Below are 18,545 nucleotides of genomic sequence, written 5' to 3' on the forward strand. Positions count from 1 at the left end.
GAATATAACAAGTCCTAATGACTTACTAGACTATTAAATTCTCTGAAGCAGGATAGTAACAATTACCTCTCCGCAAGATATTTTTAAGTAAATACCGAATTCCCGCTCTAACAACATAAACATGATTAATCAAATAATTAATAGAACAAAATTGCAACTATTAATGCCGGAATAGCTGATAGAATAGGAGCTATTACGCAAGTCATAAAAACATGTATGTATCCATCTTTATGTGTTAGTCCTGTTACAACTAAAGTCGTTATTACTGCTCCATTGTGAGGTAAGGAATCCAAACCACCAGATGCCATTGCTGCAATCCTATGAATTGCGTTCGGATCTAAGTCTAAATTCACATAAGTCTCTGATAAAGTTTCCATCGCTATCCCTAAACCGCCGGATGCTGATCCAGTAATACCAGCTAGAGCCGTTGTTGCAATATAAAGTGAAATCAACGGACTTCCCGGAACATTTGTCATTATATCTACGAAAATAGCAAAGCCTGATGTTGCCGCAATAACAGCTCCATAGCCAACGTCCGCACTTGTATTAATTAGTGGTAAAACTGCATTCGTTGCACCGATGTTGATTGTTTCTTTTTTCATATCGATATAATTCCAAAAGACGATTGTACAAATTAAAACAGAAATCATTAATGTATATAAGACTTCTATTTTTAATAAGTTTAATAAAACTAATAAAAGTATTGGCGGGGTCATACTTAACATTAAATTGGGTAATTTTTTGTTAGCATACTTATCGATGATTTCCTCATCTTTTTTATCCTCAAGATTTTTCATTGTTGCATAAGTTTCGCCTTTTTTCTCAGACCTATTTAAGGCATATTTTAAATACCAAAGATTAAGCACAAGGACAGTGATGGTTCCTGCAATTCCAATCCATGCTCCCGATGTAACACTAGTGTTTAAATAACTAATTGGAATAATATTTTGAATTGAAGGTGTTCCAGGTAACATTGTCATCGTAAATGTTCCGATTCCAATGAAAAAGGGTGCCAAAAATAAATGCCAAGGTATATCCATTTCTTTGAAAAGTGGTTTAGCAATTGGTAAAACTGCAAAAATAACAACGAACAAACTAATACCGCCATATGTTAAAAATGCACAAATCACCATAATTGAAACCAATACTTTATATTTACTGTTTTTACCTAAAACTTTCAACAATGATTCTGCGATTCTTCTTGCTGCTCCACTGTCATCCATGAATTTCCCAAACATTGCAGCAAAAAGGAAAATTAAGTAGTAATTCTTTGCATAGTTAACAAACCCACCCATATAGTCATTTTGAAATGTTTCTAAAATTGGCATACCGTTTAGCACTATAACAAATAAGCTGACAATCGGGGCAATAATGATAATTGTAAATCCCCTTAACGCAAGGAATATTAATAAAATTAATGAAAGAACTATCGTAGTTATACTCCACATTCCCATTCCCCCTTGTATATTTCTTTAAGCTAGTACTCTACCCTTTAAATACTCTAGTTCGAAGCGCACTTTCATAATTGATGACTTCAAACCTATGAAATTGCTCTCTATTACTTGAGTATTTATCACCAACAAGATTAAATTGTTTTTCAACCAAACTGCAGCACAATTTCAATCAGACTGTAGTCTAATTGTAATTCAAGAAGCAATATTCTGTCAACAGGATATTAGAGTACCATTAAAACAATTCCAAAACCCAGTGTTTACTTGAGTATTAATTGCTAAAATGATTGACTTACTATAAAATAACTTTCATAACCAGACCCAAGTACAAATTCAACTGGATTGCAGCCTGATTATGATATAATAGATAATATTCTGACAACACTATATTGGAGTGATTTTTTTGATGAAAAAAGAAAATAAACAAAGTAGAGGTAAAATGACTCAAAAAAGAATTTTAGAAACTGCATTGAAATTATTCACTGAAAAAGGCTATGATAAAGTAACCGTTGATGAAATTTGCGAAAAGAGTGAGTCATCTAAAGGTTCTTTTTATCAGCATTTTTCATCAAAATCAACTATATTTTTAGTGAAATTCTTTGAAGTAGATAACCACTATGCCCAAGTAATAGAAGCTATGCCGGAAGATATCGATGTGTATGAAAAAATATCAATATTTTTTCATGAGGCTTTGTGTATCATTAATGATCAGATGGGAAAGGACTTAATGAAAGTCATTTATAGTTCCGCGCTTGTTTCAAATGACCATACTTATTTCTTAAATAAAGATCGAGAACTAACTCGTATTTTCATATCTTTCGCTGAAGAAATCCAAAGAAACCAACCGATAGATTCTGCTTCTCAAGTAGAGGATTTATTAATGATGATGAGTCAAACAATGATGGGCGTTATATACTATTGGAGTGTTAGCCAAGACGATCGAAAGTTACCTGAGCTGGCTCAATACGTTACAAAAACAATGATTAAAGGTCTGAAAAGTTTGAACGAGGTTCATTTGCCCTAAGTGGATTATCCCCATATTTAAATGGGCACTTACACATCAGAAATTATGAAAGTTTAATTATTCGAGAATGTACCCCTGCAAGCACCCCTTTCTATAAGCCACTATTCGAAGGGAATTTATCAAATAGCTTGGTCCTATTAATTCACTCATACTGCATAAAAAAGGCAGGAATCAGAGGAGATAATCTTCTCTGATTCCTGCCTTTCAATATGCGGTCTATTATTGATTATTCACCTAACCAAAAGAATCGAAACCTTACATTGCGACTGGATTCGCTTCGTTCAATTGCACCTATACAGCCTCAGAAATTCTAACATCTTTTCACTTAAAGAATTCATCAATATAATGAAGCGTTTTAATTTCCTTGTTCTTTTCTTTGGCTTTCACAATTTTAACTACCATATCATTATAGGGGGTTGCAATACCGTATTCTTTTCCTTTGTTACTAACAACTCCGTTTATGTAATTAATCTCGGTTGTTCTTCCTTTCTCCAAATCTTGCAACATGCTTGCTTTCGTGTCACGGTGTTGATCCCAGGTCTTTTTAAAGTAAGGAAATTTACTTAGTATTTCTTTTGGGGTACGATCATTTAACTCCAGAAGTCCGAGATCCTGGTCCTGCATTTTAACTAAATCTATACCTTGCGCGTAGGCTACTTTAATCGTTTCGTCGGCAAGATGTGCAAGACACCAATAGCCCCTAGGATCGTCCAATACCTCACCAAAAGTACAGCCAAGCGCGGCCGACATCCCACTAAAAGTAGCATTCATTAATATTTTAGACCATCTAATGCCAAGCAAGTTATTAGATACTTCAGAACCACCCACATTTTGCAGAATTGCGTTAACTGCTTTAATTCTTTCAGTAACTTCTCCATTCATTTCTCCTATTTCAAAGGCAAACTCTTCTAAAGCCTTTTTCTTCGATGTTAATTCAGTAACACCGGGTTTAATCCATGTCGCTCCAAAACCCACAGCTCCGCCAATCGTTCTATCTTTTCCAATAATTTCTGCTACACTTTCTTCGGGAGCCCCGTTTTGAAGAGTACAAATAATACTAGTAGAATGAAGATGTGGTAAAAGCTTATTTAAGACCTCTTTGTTATCGAATTGCTTTGTTAGTAGAAATAACAAATCGTATTTATCAGTTAAGTCATCTAGATAATAAGCATGCCCATGTGTTTTCACTTGAATAGAGCCTCTTATTTCAGTCCCATTTTTTTGCATTGCTATTACATTTTCTTTAAAGCCATCTATTAAATCCACTTCAATGCCTTTTGAGTTTAATAATGTTCCTAACACAGTTCCTATTGCTCCAACGCCTACTATACCAATTTTCATTTTCAAGTCACCTTTCTCTTATAATTAACTTACTATGCAGCATGTTAATATCGTGTCCTATATCTTAACTTCCTTGTGCGAAATCAATTTAGTTATTCCACAATCGTGTTTTTCAAAATACCTAACTCAGTTACTTCTAATTCAACGGTATCACCTGGTTTTAACCAAGATTGTTGGACCCCACTCAATTCTAATAGACATCCTGTTCCAACTGTTCCTGATCCAATAATATCTCCTGGGTATAACGTGGCGTTGATTGACGCCCTTTCAATCATATCTGCAAATGAATAGTGAATATCTTTTAAATTACCTTTGGAGATTTCTTTCCCATTAATTCTCGCCGTCATTGTTAAATCATGTCTATTTTCAATCTTATATTTCTGTAGAGATTCTTTAGTGACAATATACGGACCAATTGACGTCGCAAAGTCTTTTCCTTTTGCAGGTCCTAAACCTATTTTAATTTCCTCCATCTGTATATCTCTAGCCGACCAATCATTGAGAATCATGAATCCAAAAATATAATCTTCAGCATCTCCAGCTTTAATGTCTTTACCTTGTTTTCCAATTACACAGGCAATCTCAAGTTCAAAATCCAAACACTTTGTAAAAGAGGGATAAGATAATGGTGTTTCCGGACCGATAATCGCATGATGATTAGTAAAATAAAAAGCCGGGGCTTCGTACCATTCTTTAGGTATCTCTTTTTCTAAATTTTTATATGCATTTTTCAAGTGCAACTCAAAACTCATAAAATCTCGCACACTTGGCGGTCTTGGAATAGGAGCTAGAAGCTCAGTATCCCCTAGGTTATATGTACCGCTATGCTCTTCTTTTAATAATTCTTTAAGAATAGGGGTATATTTTTCATGGTCTTCAATAAATGTAAGTAGCTTAGAAGGTAATATCCCATCAGATAGCTCATTCATGTCGTAAACTTTTTGACCTTCAATCCATCCAGCTCTTTCTTCACCATTTATGTTTATAAAACTTACAAATTTCATTCTTTATCCCCCTGTTCTTATTATTTTTGTTCAACACCGATCAAGTTATCTGAACTTCTGTTTTTTATTAGAATGAACATCGGATTGAAGCAATTTTACTGCCTTCCAGCAAGCCCGCAACTCCAACTAGTTGAAGGCTTATGAAAGCATCAATCTTCTTGTATATAAACACATTCGCGTTCACTTAAGAGCAGATAATCAAGCCCTCTACAAGAAATTGATATGGAAAAAATGTTTAAAGAAAATTCTATTTACATTATTAGAATTCTATTTTTTTATCCGACGCTAGTGAATTATTTCATACATTTCCAAGGTACGCTTTTGCGACATCTGGATTATTAAGTATCTCTTCTCCTGTACCCTCTAAAACAATACGCCCAGTTTCTATGACGTAGGCACGATCGGATATTTTTAATGCACTATTTGCCATCTGCTCAACCAAAAGCACCGTAACACCCGAGGAATTAATTTGCTTTAAAAGGTCAAAAACCTCATTTACAATGATAGGTGCAAGTCCTAGTGAGGGTTCATCAAGAATTAAAAAGGATGGTTCCGTCATAAGCGACCTTGCAATGGCTAGCATCTGTTGCTCTCCCCCAGAAAGGGTCCCCCCTAATTGCATTTTTCTTTCCTCGAGTCGTGGAAAACGTTCGAAAATCGACTGTATTAGAACATGCGTTTTCTTAGAATCCTTTACAATATGCGCTCCTAAAAGAATGTTTTCCATTACAGTATGTTGAGGAAATATCTGTCTCCCCTCCGGTACTATTCGAATTCCCTTGCGCACTAGCTGATCGGGACGATCATTGGAAATCTCTTTGCCTTGAAAGCAGATACTTCCACCTTTCCCCTTATGAAGTGCAACAATTGTATTGAGAATTGTGCTTTTTCCAGCACCATTCGCTCCTAATATTGTAACGATCTCACCTTGACTTACTTGGAAAGAGATATTATGAACAACTTCAGTTTTCCCGTAGCCTACAGTTAAATTCTTTACTTGTAACATCGTTTCACGCCCCTTCACCCAAATAAGCGTTTCTGACAACTTGATTGGAATTTATGCTTGCCGGATCACCCTCAGCTATTTTTTTGCCATAATCAAGTACTGTAATATAATCGGATATTTCCATTACTAAATCCATGTGATGTTCAATCATCAAAACGGTAATCCCAGCCTCCCGGACTTTATTAAGCAACTTAGAAAACTCCATAGTCTCTGTATCTGAAAGGCCAGCACATGGTTCATCTAGTACTAGAAGTTCTGGTTTCATACTCAGAGCTCGCGCCAGTTCTAATAACTTCTGTTGGCCCGCTGAAAGGCTTTCCGGTTCATTATTCGCTTGATTACTTAGATCTATTAAATCAAGGTAATCCATTGCTTCATAAATTGATTTTCTTTCTTCATTCTTCATTTTCCTTGTACGGAACATGGTATCGGTCAGTGAATAGCTATAAAATAGACGTCCCCCCATTGCAACATTTTCAACCACCGAAAGATTGTTAAAGAGTCTCACATGTTGAAATGTTCTCGAGATCCCCTGCCTAACTAGATCAATAATACTTTTACCCGTAATGTCCTTATCATTAAAAATAACCATTCCTGTTGATGGCTTATCAACTCCAGTAATTATGTTTAAAGTTGTGGTCTTGCCGGCACCATTCGGACCAATTAGTGAGTGAACCGTCCCTCTTTTAATCGTCATGTTTAGATTTTCTACAGCTGTATGTCCCCCAAATTTCTTAGTAAGATTCTTGATAATTAAAATATCATCATCATCAAAATTATTACCATTACTCACAACATTCCGCTTAATATCAAATAATTTTTGGTCCCTTTTTTCCATAATATATTGATTATCATCTATTTCTCTAAAATGCTTCTTAATGGTTCCTGCGATACCCGCCGGAAGTACTTGTGGGATTATGACAAGAAGAGCGCCATAGACAATCTGTTTCAAGTCAGGTGCTGCATTAAATAATTCTGGTATCATCGTAGCAATGATAGCACCGACTATTGGACCACTCAGAGTCCCTTGTCCACCCAAAACCACCATCAAAAGAATGAATACTGTAAATTGAAAACTGAAGGTATCAGGGCTTAAATAGCCACTATAACTAGCATAAATACCTCCGGCTATTCCAGCCAGTAATGAACTAAAAAAGTAGCCTATTATTCTATATTTACTAAAGTTAATTCCGACCCCGGCTGCTGCAATCTCATTGTCTGTCATTGCAATTAAATCTCTACCCCATCGACTTTTAACGATGTTCCTCTGTACGATAACACAAATTACTACTATTAGTAATATGAAATAGTACTTTTGAAGGGTATCTAGAGTGAATCCGAAAATATTCCAAGTAGGGACGAATAGCCCCTGTGAACCACCAGTAAACCAGGTCCATTCATTAAACACTCGATGCGCCATTTCTAGTAAACCAATACTTATAAGAGCTAGGTAATGGTGTTTTACTTTAGATGCCGGAAGGGAAACTAGTAAACCCACTAAAGCAGCTGCTATTGCCCCTGCTATAAGTCCCGCGAAAAACGGCATGTTGTAGGCGGTAATGGCCACTGCTGAAACATATGCCCCAACACCAAAATGTGCGGCAAAAGCAAAAGAAGTTATACCACTAAAGCCTGCAGAAATGTTATATCCAATTGCTAGGATGATATATATGAATATTAAACTTACTAATCGCAAGTAGTAGCTACCTGCCATTAGTGGAATAACTAAACTAATCAATAAAAGAGCAACCCAAAGGATAGTGAAATAAATTCTATATTTTTTCTGCGCTGAAGTTGCCTTTATTGAAAATTTTGGCACCTAATATCCCTCCCGGTAAAACTATAATGAATATAATCATAACTAAAAAGATAACGGCATCTTTTAATCCACCAGGGATCATCGTTCCAACAATTCCCTCTAACAAACCTAAGGTAATCCCACCAACAAACGCTCCTTTGGTATTACCTAAACCTCCGATTAACGCTGCTGCGAAAGCCTTGATACCAACTGCATATGTCATTGTATAGCTAGCAAAAGTTATGGGTGCAATAAGTGCACCTGCTATTGCCGCAACACCACCTGATATCGCGAAACAGGTCAACACAACGACATTACTTCGAATACCCATGATTCTTGCTGTATCCGGTTTATAAGATACAGCCCTAACAGCTCTACCAAAACTAGTTTTCTGAATTACAAATTGATAAACTATACCTATCGATATTGCAATGATAATCATCATGATTTCGTGCAACATAATATTTGCACCGAAAATACGGATATCCTGACCATCAAAAAGGAATGGGAAAGCTTTTGGTTCCGTTCCGAATAGCATTCGGGCAATATTGTCTATAATGATACTTGCACCGAAGAGAGTTACAATCCAACTTGAATTTTTCGATAAATCTCCTAATCTTTCGACCGCTGTCTTATAAATCAATATACTTAGTAATATGTTAATAAGTATTGCTAACAAAATAGCAACTAAGTAATTCATATTAAAAGCACTTATGAACCAGTAGCTTGTCATGGCTCCTATCATAATAACGGAGCCATGTGCAAAGTTAATGATACGTGTTGTAGAATAAATTATACCTATGGCAAGCGCCATTAAGGCATACATGCTTCCATTAGCAAGAGCAAATATTAGTTCCTGCATATATACTCTCCTCTCCTCTCTTATCTTCCCAGTCTCATCATGTTGTAGCAGCGCCACTTACAATTATGCATTGCCCTGATAAGAAACTTGCATCATCACTAGAAAGGAAAGACACAACACTGGCAATTTCATTAGGTTTTCCAAGTCTTCCTAAGGGGGTGTTCTTTATATGTTCATCCATAATTTCCTTTGGGACAGTTTTATACATGTCTGTTTCAATATAACCAGGAGCAACGCAGTTCACGATAATATTCTTTGGTCCCCCTTCCTTCGCAAGAGTTTTTGAAAAGCCAATTAATCCTGCTTTTGATGTTGCGTAATTAGCCTGACCTACATTACCAAATGCAGATATGGACGAGATGTTTACAATCTTTCCGATGGCTTTATTCCTCATAATGGGTATAACGTGTTTACAAAGGTAATATGCACCTTTAAGATTTACATTTATAACAGCATCCCAAGCCTCCTCTGACATCTTGTGAAACATACTGTCCTGTGTAATACCAGCATTATTGACAAGTATGTCAATAGTACCGAAATGTTCCATAGCTTGAGAGACAGCTATTTCTACTTGTTTTTCATTTGATACATCACACTGAATGGGCAGAACTTTAGCACCACTATTATCGAGTCTTGAAATCATTTCTTTCGCCATGTTCAGATCATATTCAAGTACTGCAATACCTGCAATACCATCCTTTAGAAAACGATTAACTATAGATTCACCGATACCTTTACCACCCCCAGTAACAATTGCGTATTTACTTTTTAATTTCCCCATAATATTACCCTCCCAAAAATTAAACCGAATTTCATCTCTGAATTCTATTTTCCAAATGATCACGGCTTCAAAATTTAAACTTATATAAGATTTTCTTTTATTGATTTCCTGGTCATATATAAAGGATAAGTCTCCCAATTACATAAAACCCAAGTTAAGTTGGCCTCCCCAAATTCCTTCACTACCCTAATACTGCTCATCATTGTCAGCAAACGAGATAAAGAAGAATCATATTAAAAATTAAGGAGACCGACATCATATAGTTTCAAACTATTTTTTTATATAAAGATCGCCATTAAACATTTCTGAGATGCTGGCCATATCCAATTCAGCTAAAGGGTAACCCTCGTGAGATTCCTCCGAAAACGTATATTGATTTACAAAAACCGATTCGAATTCCTCCACATTATTTTCCAATACCTTTTTAACTTCAACAGTATCAGTGGTACCTGCTTTTTCAATTGCCCATTTTAGTAAATAAACTGCCTCATAACTTGGTACTACAGAGGTAGGGTTTGTATCACGTTTTTTATATTCGCCGTATTCATTAATAATATTTTGATATATCTCCCAATATTTTGGCTCTAACTCTGTTTTACCAGAAGCCACTGCCCAGTTATTCATAGAAATAACTGACACTTGATTAGCTCCAGGGCCAGCTAGTTCCTTAAAGTTTGGCATGGCTACTCCTGTATAGCCTAAAATATTCAATTTATCAATATAGTCGATTCGTTCCAGGGACCTTACAATCTTTGCCCCGTCAGCTCCTAAAGTCCAGAACAGTGCAACATCTGCGTTAGCCTCTTTTATTTTTTGTGCTATAGGCGTCATGTCTGGATCATCCGACTTATAAGTAGCTATTACGGTAGGCTCAACGCCATATTCTTTTAGCGTCTCTTCCATAACAGCGATTCCATCCACGCCAAGGGCAGAGGTATCAGCAACCAAAGCAATATTCTTATATTTTTTCTCAACTGCAATTTTGACAAGAGCCTTTGCCTGTGTTGCATTAGACGGCGTTATTCTAAAAGCGTAAGGATTGTCTTTACTGATAAGATTTGTACCTGTCGCGACTGGCAACATAGAAATAACTTTACTTTCCTGAAGATATGCCATTGAAGCTGCTGCTGGAGTCGAATTTGTAGGTCCAATCAGAAAATTTGCCTTTTCCTTGTCCACTAACTCCTCCACAAATGTTTTGGATTTTGTCGGGTCAGCCTCATCATCACGTGTGGCGATTCTCACCTGCGCGCCCAAGATACCTCCATTCTCATTAATTTCTTTCACCGCAAGTACTACTCCTTGTGATTGCGCTTTCCCAAGTACAGCACTTGTTCCACTCATCGCTCCGATATTACCAATTACTATTTCACTAGGTGAACTACTACCTTCTTTAGGTGAACTACTACCTTCTTTTTCATTACTACAAGCGGTAACAAGTAATAAAACGCTTAAAAGAATTGAACTAACAAGTTTTTTTCTCATCTTAATCCCCCTCATTTTTTTCTGATAACAAAGTTAAGTTTAGTATTAAGAAATATTCTGTGACCAACAAATATATCCAAGATTACAATTCCAGAAGCGTGTAAACCCTTACATAATAATCACCCCCTTACTATTTACAGAGAGTTGATCACTAGCCTCGCATAAAAAACAACATCTGTGATTGATGAGCTAGTTGCTTTCCACACGTGTAATCTAACGAAAACGCTTTCATCATTACCAACCAAATACTTTCATACATATTGCCATTTATTGCAATTAGCACTTATGTTTTTATTTGATAGAATTGAATTATCTAAGCCTCAGTATTTTCAATAATAATGGCAATACCTTGTCCACCACCGATACAAAGTGAAGCTAGACCATACTTAGCTCCTCTTTTCTTTAACTCTAAAGCTAATGAATATGTAATACGGGTCCCGCTTGAGCCGACTGGATGGCCTAGAGCAATAGCACCTCCATTAACATTAACTTTACTCGCATCAAGTCCTAATTCTTTAATTACCGCTAAAGACTGAGCTGCAAAAGCTTCATTTAGCTCAAATAAATCAATATCTTCAAGTGTTAAACCTGCTTTTTCTAAAGCTTTTTTGCTAGCTGGTACAGGACCAATTCCCATAATACTAGGATCTACCCCTGCAACGCCCCACGAGACAATTTTCGCAAGTGGTTTTATATTATGTTCGTATATATATTCCTCAGATGCCAATAATACAGCAGCCGCCCCATCGTTAATTCCACTAGCATTACCTGGCGTGACAGTTCCCTCCTTCTTAAAAGCAGGCATCAACTTGGCTAAACCTTCTACAGATGTGCCTTCACGAATATGCTCATCCCTATCAAAGATGATTTCCTCACCTTTTCTACCTTTTAATCTAACCGGGACGATTTCTTCTGCAAAACGACCACTATTTCTTGCAGCAATTGCCTTGTTTTGTGAATCTACGGAAAATTGATCCTGTTCTTCACGCGAAATCGAATATTTTGTTGCTAGGTTCTCAGCCGTCATTCCCATTCCACATCCAACATGATTATCTGTTAACGTCTCCCATAACATGTCCTCAACAATTGGCGCCTTGTTTGGTGATCCAAAACGTGTACTTCTTAATACATGTGGGGATAAGCTCATATTTTCTGTCCCACCCGCTACGATTACATTTGCATCCCCTAAAGCAATGGACTGTGCCCCAGATACAATCGACTGTAAACCTGATCCGCAAAGTCGATTTAATGTTAATGCCGAAGATTTCTCTTCTAAACCACTTTTTAAGCCAATATGTCGAGCCAAATACGCTGAATTTTTATTCGTTTGAATGATGTTACCAAATATAATTTCATCAATATCCGTAAATGGAATACTACTTCGCTTAATCGCCTGTGTTGTTGCGATCACTCCTAAATCGACTTCGCTAATATCCTTTAAAGATCCTCCAAAGGTACCAAATGCAGTTCTTGCACCATCAATAATATAAGTATTCATTTATTAGCTTCCTCCTTTTGCATTTTTAAACTTGGATAGGTACTTAGTAAATGTTTAATTAAGTCCGTATCACGTTCAATAACATAACCATCAAGGCCCTTGCCTGGATAGTTGTAAAATCCTTGTCCAGACTTCACACCAAATGCACCTGCCTCAATTCGATCATCAATAATTTTGTAACTTCGGTCACTCGATTCAATTTTGGACTGTAATTCGCGAATGGTTATGTTCCAAATATCTAGCCCACCAAAATCCATAATTTTCATTAAACCACTAGAAGAAAATCTAAAACCAGGACCGGCGAAAATAGCTGTATCGAGATCTTTTTCACTGACCACGCCATCTTCAACTAAGGAAAGTGCCTCTCTTGCAAGTGCTATCTGAATCCGATTAGCAACAAGGCCAGCTACTTCTTTTTTAACTTCAATCGTTACTTTATTATTCACTTCTAAAAAATCTTTTACTTCATTAAATACCTTATCATCTGTCTCTTCAGTTCTTAAAAGTTCTACAAGAGGAACGATATGGGCTGGATTGAAAAAGTGTGTCAACATTACTCTATCTTTGTGCTTCTCAACATTCACAGTAATTTCTGAAAGTCGTAAACTCGACGTGTTAGAAGCTAGAATTGTTTGTTCCCCGCAAATAACATCTAATTCTTGAAAGATCCTTTGTTTCAATGCTAAATTTTCTGAAATACTTTCGATGATGAAATCACGGTCTGCCAAATCATTTAATTTTGTTGTAAATGTTATATTGGACATAACTTCTTCATCACTTATAGGAATGTTATATCCCTCTTCACGAAATATTTTTAAGTAAATACCGAATTTCCCCTTCGCAATATCAAGCGCTTCTTCAGATAGATCACATAACATCGTCTTCCTTCCATTAAGTGCAAATTGAAAAGCAATCCCAAAACCCATCGTACCAGCGCCAAGAATTCCAACTTGTTTAATCAAAACGTTTCACCCTTTCCTACTGAATAGAACTTAATCTCAATAACCAAGCTTTCTATCGTTCTAGTACCTTGTCCTTCAAATACGTTAATTCGAAGCCCACTTTCTCACTTAATGCTTCAATAGTGATATCTTCAAGTATTTCAACCACTTTAACACCATTTTCAGTAAATTTAAAAACAGCATATTCAGAAACTAATAAGTCTACCCGCCTAATACCACTTGCGTTATATGTTAGATTTTTGACGAGCTTAGATTCTCCATGTTTGTTAAATAATGTTGCCGCGACAATGACTTTCTTAGCTCCTATTAATAAATCCATCGCCCCACCAACACCTAGAATTGGTTGATTCGGAACCGCCCAATTAGCAATTTCTCCGTTTATATCAACCTGCAACACTCCTAGTATTGCAACATCTACATGACCACCCCGAATGAGTCCAAAAGAGTCAGCACTACTAAAAAATGAAGAACCTTTTAAAATACTCACTGGCTCCTTACCTGCACTAATTAGATCTATGTCAATCTTCTCCTCTATGGGTGAAGGCCCCATGCCTAGCAGCCCGTTCTCCGACTGTAAGTAAATCTTCCTACCTCCTAAATACTCGGTAACTAAAGTAGGTATGCCAATTCCTAAATTTACAATTTGTCCTTCTTCTAACTCTTCTGAAATGCGTTTGGCGATTAAATACCTTTTATTATGAACCAACGTATGTGCCACCTTTCTTTACATATTTACTTTCAATAATGTAATCTACATAAGCGTGTGGTGTCACAATATATTCTGGGTCTAATTCTCCAACATCGACAATCTCATCCACCTCGGCGATGACAATTTTACCAGCCGTCGCAATCATAGGATTAAAGTTTCTCGCAGTCGTGTGGTAAATTAAGTTACCTAGTTTATCTGCTTTCTTAGCTCTAACTAGTGAAACATCTCCCTTAATGGCCTTTTCAAAAATATAACGTTCTCCATCAATTTCACGCTCTTCCTTACCTTTAGCCAGCTCTGTTCCTACAGCTGTTTTTGTATAGAATCCGCCAATGCCCGCACCGCCAGCTCTAAGCGCCTCAGCAAGTGTTCCTTGGGGTATTAATTCAATTTCTAATTCACCATTTTGCCAAGCAATTACTGCTTCTTTGTTCGTTGTAAAAAATGACCCAATCGCTTTCTTAATTTTCCCTTGCATGAATAATTTGTGTAAGCCTTGACCGTCATCTCCCAAATTGTTACTTACAATTGTCAAATTCTTGATGTCAGTTTCCAATAACTCATCTAAAATTGTTAATGGGGTTCCCGACAAACCGAATCCGCCAACTAATAACTTATCGCCACTTTTAACTAAATCCCTTAATTCCTCTTTTTCAATTACCTTTTTCATTTTTCATCCCCCTTGAGAAAGTGTTTTCTTGTGATTGATGATTAGTTGCTAAAGATTCAGTTGCAATAAATAAAGTCTGTCAGTAAACAGATGCATTCTAATTACTAGACTAGAGTCTAGTTGGACTGTGGTCTAATTGTACTTTAACCGGGAAGATTCTGTCAATATGGATTTTGATTTTTTAAAAAAATTAATCAATTTAAAGGTGTGTAATTTTAATAAATCAAAGAGAAACAGAGTTTTAAGGATTTATTAAAGAGACGAATGATAGGGCGAATAACTTTTGACATAAGCATACTTCCCTCAGATTGAAGCAGGGGGCAGTCGTACAAGATATCCAAGAGCGATTAGGTCATTCAGACATCAATATATTAATACAACAATTCACATTTACGCTAATATGACCAAAAAACATCGAAGAAAAGACCTTTTGTGAGTTCAGTGAACTTACAAAAGATCTTCTCTAAATAGCAGTTTAATATCGTATTGAAATTTGAAGAAGACATTACTCTAATTCTCACCTTACAAATCCTTACATATCAAGGGTTCAAGGTTCTTCTTACATCATGCCGCCCGTAAGGTGAAAGTGTGTAATATCTTTAACGATGTGTTCTAAAAGTACGGTATATCAAAGTTTTAGCTAATCAGAGGTGTAACATCTTTAACGAGAATTAAGCGTTTTTCATTTGATTGCGTGAGCAAAATGTTAGCATCTATTCACACTCTCTTCCTTTGCGGAGTGTTCATAATATCAAGAGTAAAGTGAAAAAATATTTTGACAGCAACCTCTTTGCTTTGACTACATGACTTCAAAGTCGGCATAATTAAATTACTTATTTTATGAAAAACAGGTAAAAAGAATGAAAGATCAAGTTGCATTTATACTGCTTCTTAAGGTCTTTATTTTAAGTTATATACAAAAACCATGCTTTAGACATCGTCTAAAGCATGGTTTTTATTTAAACTAATATTAAACTGCTAAGTTGATTTTTTTAGCTCATCTACTTATTGAGTCTATTAACTGGAAAAAATATTCGGGTTTATGAGTCTTATTTAGGTTATACCATGAATGCAATGTATCTGGTGCAAATACATCTAATTTCTTCATTACTTCCATCGCAAATTCCAGAGGAGCTACCCCTGATGCAGTAACCAAATTCTCGCCAGATACTACAGGTTCCATCTCATAAAATTTTTCTCCTTTATAATTAGGACAGACCATTTTAATATACTCTAAGTCATTACTTGTATGCTTTCTAGAATCTAGGTATCCAACATTCGCTAGTCCCTCAGTTGCACCACAAATTGCAGCAACAATAGTGCCTAGCTTTAAAGCCTCGCCAATTTTTTTCAAAATAGGTTGATGAATATCTTCTCCCCAAGTATTCCCTCCAGGTAAAATTATAAGATCCGTACTCTCAAGAGTACACTCATCAAGGGAAATATCTGGTTTTATGCTCAGTCCTCCCATTGTAGTAATAATTTCTTTATTAGCTCCTACTGTAATTACTTTTAATGGTGCTAAATCTTTTTTGAAATATCTTCCTGAGTTTAGTTCAGCAATTAAATATCCATATTCCCAGTCCGACATTGTATTAAATACATAAAGAAAAACTTTTTTTGTTTGCATCCAATAACACTCCAATCACATTTAATATAGCCAAATATAACATGACTTCCCTGACACCTAGCGTCAGGGAAGTTAACAAATTTGATGAAATTTTATTAATTCCGACAAAACTTCAACCAGTCTTTTCTTAAGACTGATTGGCTCAATAACTCGAATAGATTTACCGTACGGTAAAAGCAAATAAGGTACATATGTATGTATCATATCTTTCTCAAGGAGAAATACTGCTTGATTTGAAGTCCACTCTTGTAAATAATGTCCTAAAAACCAATGTTGGCAAATATCACCCAATGCCCTTTTATCTCCATTAATAACCAAAGAAATAATCCCTTCCTTATCTTCTATAGTTGGAACAAGGTTTTTCATAAAGAAGTCACGTGCTGAAAAATTTTCTGGTCGGTTAAACTTATTTTCGGTTAACATTAGACTTTCCATTCGATCTACTCTAAAACTACGGATATCATTCCTAAGATGACAAAATCCAATCACATACCACTTATTATTCCAATAAATAATCCTGTACGGATCCACCAATCTATACTTTGATTGCCCTTCGCCACTTTTATAGTATAGAATTTTTACAGAGTATCCGTCAGCTACGGCCTGCTCCAATTCCTTCAAAAAAGGTTCCATAGCGAGGGAACTTAATCGACTTATTACTTCAAGACTAGTTAAATGTTGATTTATCTTTGTTTCCTGCTCTTGATTCGAATATTTTCTTAGCTTTGAAATAGCCCTATTTAGTGCTTCACCTCCATAATATCCCGCTTCTTCTGCAAAAATAGCAGCGTGAAATAGCGAGGTTTGCTCCTCAAAATCAAAAAAAAGTGGAGCTTCAATAAAATTGTTCAATAAAGTGTACCCACCGTTATGTCCTGCGTCTGAAATTATAGGTACACCACTTATTGAAAGTGTATCAATATAACGATATACAGTTCTTATATTCATCTCTAGCTTTTCTGAAATTTGTTTTGCAGTAATTTTTTCACCTGAACTAAGCATCCATAGAATTACTAGTACATTGTCAATTTTAGCCACAGAATCCACCTCTATATGGAAATAGTTTTATTTTAAAATCACACTAAAAACACTACCTATTCATTGAATTTCTATTTAAAAGTAAGAAAACCGAAAAAGCTAAAACAACTTACAATGTAATTTTTGAACTTGATCTTTTAATTGTTTGTTCTCTTCTTCTAGTGCCTTTATACGTTTTTTTAAGGTCTTTATTAATACTTCCTCTGAACGGACACTTTTACTAGTTTTTCGAGGGTTTAACTCACTCATTTGCATCCCTTAATGTCTCCACTCTAGTTCTAATATCTTTTTGTTTGTAAAGCCATGACTTTGAAACATTTGCTTTTTGTGCAACGGAATTAAAATTAATCTTCTCTTTTTTCAATGTCATCTCTGAAATTGTATTTTCAACCTTAATTCTTGTCTTCTCCGACTTTTCTTTGGATAGTTGAATTATGGCAGTTGTGTTACTCTTTCTAGTCATCTCAATTCGTCTCCTTTAAAGAATGAATAGATGCCAAAACGCGTTGTTTTCTTTATTTTCCGGTCCAAGCCTATTACAATTTTCATATTGAGGCTTTGAATTCCTTTATTTTTTGCATCAAACCCTAATGAATTTTTCAGAGGTAACTAATTATTAAGTCGTTTGTTAACTTCAATCCTAATGAACTCTGGCAAATAGCTGGGAGTACATCCTTTTGCTACTATTTCATCTTTGTAAAGACCCGTTTTCTCACCAAGTTTAATACAACGTGCGCGATTCTTTTCATCATAAACGCCTATCCAGCCTGCGGTGAAATTCATAGCCCATTGAACTTCCGGTTCTTCCTGCGTAATATTAGCATCTAATGCAGATAGCAAGTCTGCGGTGTTATCAGGCGGTGTTTGTCCAGTCCATCTCAATCGCCCTTGATAATACCAGAAAGCTCGCCTTTGAAGAGCAGAAGGACTATTTCCCCATGACTCCATCAATGCAATTTTCTTCTTGTCTTTGGTGAGCTGATTAGCCATTAACCAATCCATTAAGTTATTTCGCTCATCAAAAGTGTGAGTTTGCATATCCTTATCAAGCTTATTTAGCACATCTTGTGAAAGAAGTTTTTTGTCCATAATTAAGATTGCTAATAGTCTGGGCAAGAACTCTTCGGTTGACCAAAGTTCCACAGCTAGTTCGTGATCTTTTTTAATGTCCTTCGCGATTTTTCGTAAGTCGCCTAGCTTAGTTTTACTATTGATCTGAGGGAGAATGTTTTCTGCTTTTGATGAGCGTTTTATTTCTGTACCTTTATTTTCATTCATTTTATACA

General features: G+C 36.0%; 16 protein-coding genes and 1 pseudogene. 1 reads left to right on the forward strand and 16 read right to left on the reverse strand.

Going from position 1 to position 18,545, the window contains the following annotated elements; genetic code table 11:
* Positions 1-137: 137 nt before the first annotated feature.
* Positions 138-1,448, reverse strand: a complete 1,311-nt coding sequence (locus H7992_RS12995) for a GntP family permease (protein WP_187044868.1) — start codon at positions 1,446-1,448, stop codon at positions 138-140.
* A gap of 409 nt (positions 1,449-1,857) precedes the next feature.
* Here H7992_RS12995 and H7992_RS13000 point away from each other — a divergent pair, with 409 nt between their 5' ends.
* Positions 1,858-2,475: a TetR/AcrR family transcriptional regulator gene (locus H7992_RS13000; protein WP_255428695.1), complete on the forward strand. Its 618-nt coding sequence runs from the start codon at positions 1,858-1,860 to the stop codon at positions 2,473-2,475.
* Positions 2,476-2,796: 321 nt separating this feature from the next.
* Here H7992_RS13000 and H7992_RS13005 read toward each other — a convergent pair whose 3' ends face one another.
* The 15 genes and pseudogenes from H7992_RS13005 to H7992_RS13075 form a co-directional block, all read right to left on the reverse strand.
* Positions 2,797-3,816: a ketopantoate reductase family protein gene (locus H7992_RS13005; protein WP_187044870.1), complete on the reverse strand. Its 1,020-nt coding sequence runs from the start codon at positions 3,814-3,816 to the stop codon at positions 2,797-2,799.
* 92 nt (positions 3,817-3,908) lie between these two features.
* Positions 3,909-4,820 (reverse strand): fumarylacetoacetate hydrolase family protein, encoded by a 912-nt coding sequence (locus H7992_RS13010; protein WP_187044871.1) that lies wholly within the window; start codon positions 4,818-4,820, stop codon positions 3,909-3,911.
* A 298-nt stretch (positions 4,821-5,118) separates the two neighbouring features.
* Complete coding sequence (locus tag H7992_RS13015) at positions 5,119-5,826, reverse strand: ABC transporter ATP-binding protein (RefSeq protein WP_067209409.1); 708 nt, start codon at positions 5,824-5,826, stop codon at positions 5,119-5,121.
* A 4-nt stretch (positions 5,827-5,830) separates the two neighbouring features.
* Positions 5,831-7,645, reverse strand: coding sequence for a branched-chain amino acid ABC transporter ATP-binding protein/permease (locus tag H7992_RS13020; protein ID WP_187044872.1), 1,815 nt, complete (start codon positions 7,643-7,645; stop codon positions 5,831-5,833).
* The gene (locus tag H7992_RS13025; RefSeq protein WP_067209413.1) at positions 7,599-8,486 is read right to left on the reverse strand and encodes a branched-chain amino acid ABC transporter permease; all 888 of its coding nucleotides are present in this window, start codon (positions 8,484-8,486) and stop codon (positions 7,599-7,601) included. The genes H7992_RS13020 and H7992_RS13025 overlap by 47 nt, the downstream gene beginning before the upstream one ends.
* A 37-nt stretch (positions 8,487-8,523) precedes the next feature.
* The gene (locus H7992_RS13030) at positions 8,524-9,267 is read right to left on the reverse strand and encodes an SDR family NAD(P)-dependent oxidoreductase (protein ID WP_187044873.1); all 744 of its coding nucleotides are present in this window, start codon (positions 9,265-9,267) and stop codon (positions 8,524-8,526) included.
* Between the two features lie 270 nt (positions 9,268-9,537).
* The gene (locus H7992_RS13035) at positions 9,538-10,752 is read right to left on the reverse strand and encodes an ABC transporter substrate-binding protein (RefSeq protein ID WP_187044874.1); all 1,215 of its coding nucleotides are present in this window, start codon (positions 10,750-10,752) and stop codon (positions 9,538-9,540) included.
* A 313-nt stretch (positions 10,753-11,065) separates the two neighbouring features.
* A complete protein-coding gene (locus H7992_RS13040; protein WP_187044875.1) occupies positions 11,066-12,250 on the reverse strand; it encodes an acetyl-CoA C-acetyltransferase in 1,185 nt (394 codons plus the stop codon).
* Positions 12,247-13,212 carry a 3-hydroxyacyl-CoA dehydrogenase family protein gene (locus H7992_RS13045; RefSeq protein ID WP_187044876.1) on the reverse strand — a complete coding sequence of 322 codons (966 nt, stop codon included), beginning with the start codon at positions 13,210-13,212 and terminating at the stop codon, positions 12,247-12,249. Before H7992_RS13045 ends, H7992_RS13040 begins: the two co-directional genes overlap by 4 nt.
* A gap of 52 nt (positions 13,213-13,264) precedes the next feature.
* Positions 13,265-13,918: a 3-oxoacid CoA-transferase subunit B gene (locus H7992_RS13050; protein WP_187044877.1), complete on the reverse strand. Its 654-nt coding sequence runs from the start codon at positions 13,916-13,918 to the stop codon at positions 13,265-13,267.
* The gene (locus H7992_RS13055) at positions 13,908-14,591 is read right to left on the reverse strand and encodes a CoA transferase subunit A (protein WP_187044878.1); all 684 of its coding nucleotides are present in this window, start codon (positions 14,589-14,591) and stop codon (positions 13,908-13,910) included. Before H7992_RS13055 ends, H7992_RS13050 begins: the two co-directional genes overlap by 11 nt.
* Before the next feature lie 997 nt (positions 14,592-15,588).
* A complete protein-coding gene (locus tag H7992_RS13060) occupies positions 15,589-16,221 on the reverse strand; it encodes a type 1 glutamine amidotransferase family protein (protein ID WP_067209427.1) in 633 nt (210 codons plus the stop codon).
* 72 nt (positions 16,222-16,293) lie between these two features.
* The gene (locus H7992_RS13065) at positions 16,294-17,259 is read right to left on the reverse strand and encodes a helix-turn-helix transcriptional regulator (RefSeq protein ID WP_187044879.1); all 966 of its coding nucleotides are present in this window, start codon (positions 17,257-17,259) and stop codon (positions 16,294-16,296) included.
* A 99-nt stretch (positions 17,260-17,358) separates the two neighbouring features.
* Positions 17,359-17,722: pseudogene (locus tag H7992_RS13070) on the reverse strand (DUF6262 family protein).
* Positions 17,723-17,868: 146 nt separating this feature from the next.
* Positions 17,869-18,537: a DNA alkylation repair protein gene (locus tag H7992_RS13075; RefSeq protein WP_067209432.1), complete on the reverse strand. Its 669-nt coding sequence runs from the start codon at positions 18,535-18,537 to the stop codon at positions 17,869-17,871.
* Positions 18,538-18,545: the final 8 nt, after the last annotated feature.

Source organism: Sporosarcina sp. resist (assembly GCF_014302295.1).
GTDB classification, from domain to species: Bacteria; Bacillota; Bacilli; order Bacillales_A; family Planococcaceae; genus Sporosarcina; species Sporosarcina psychrophila.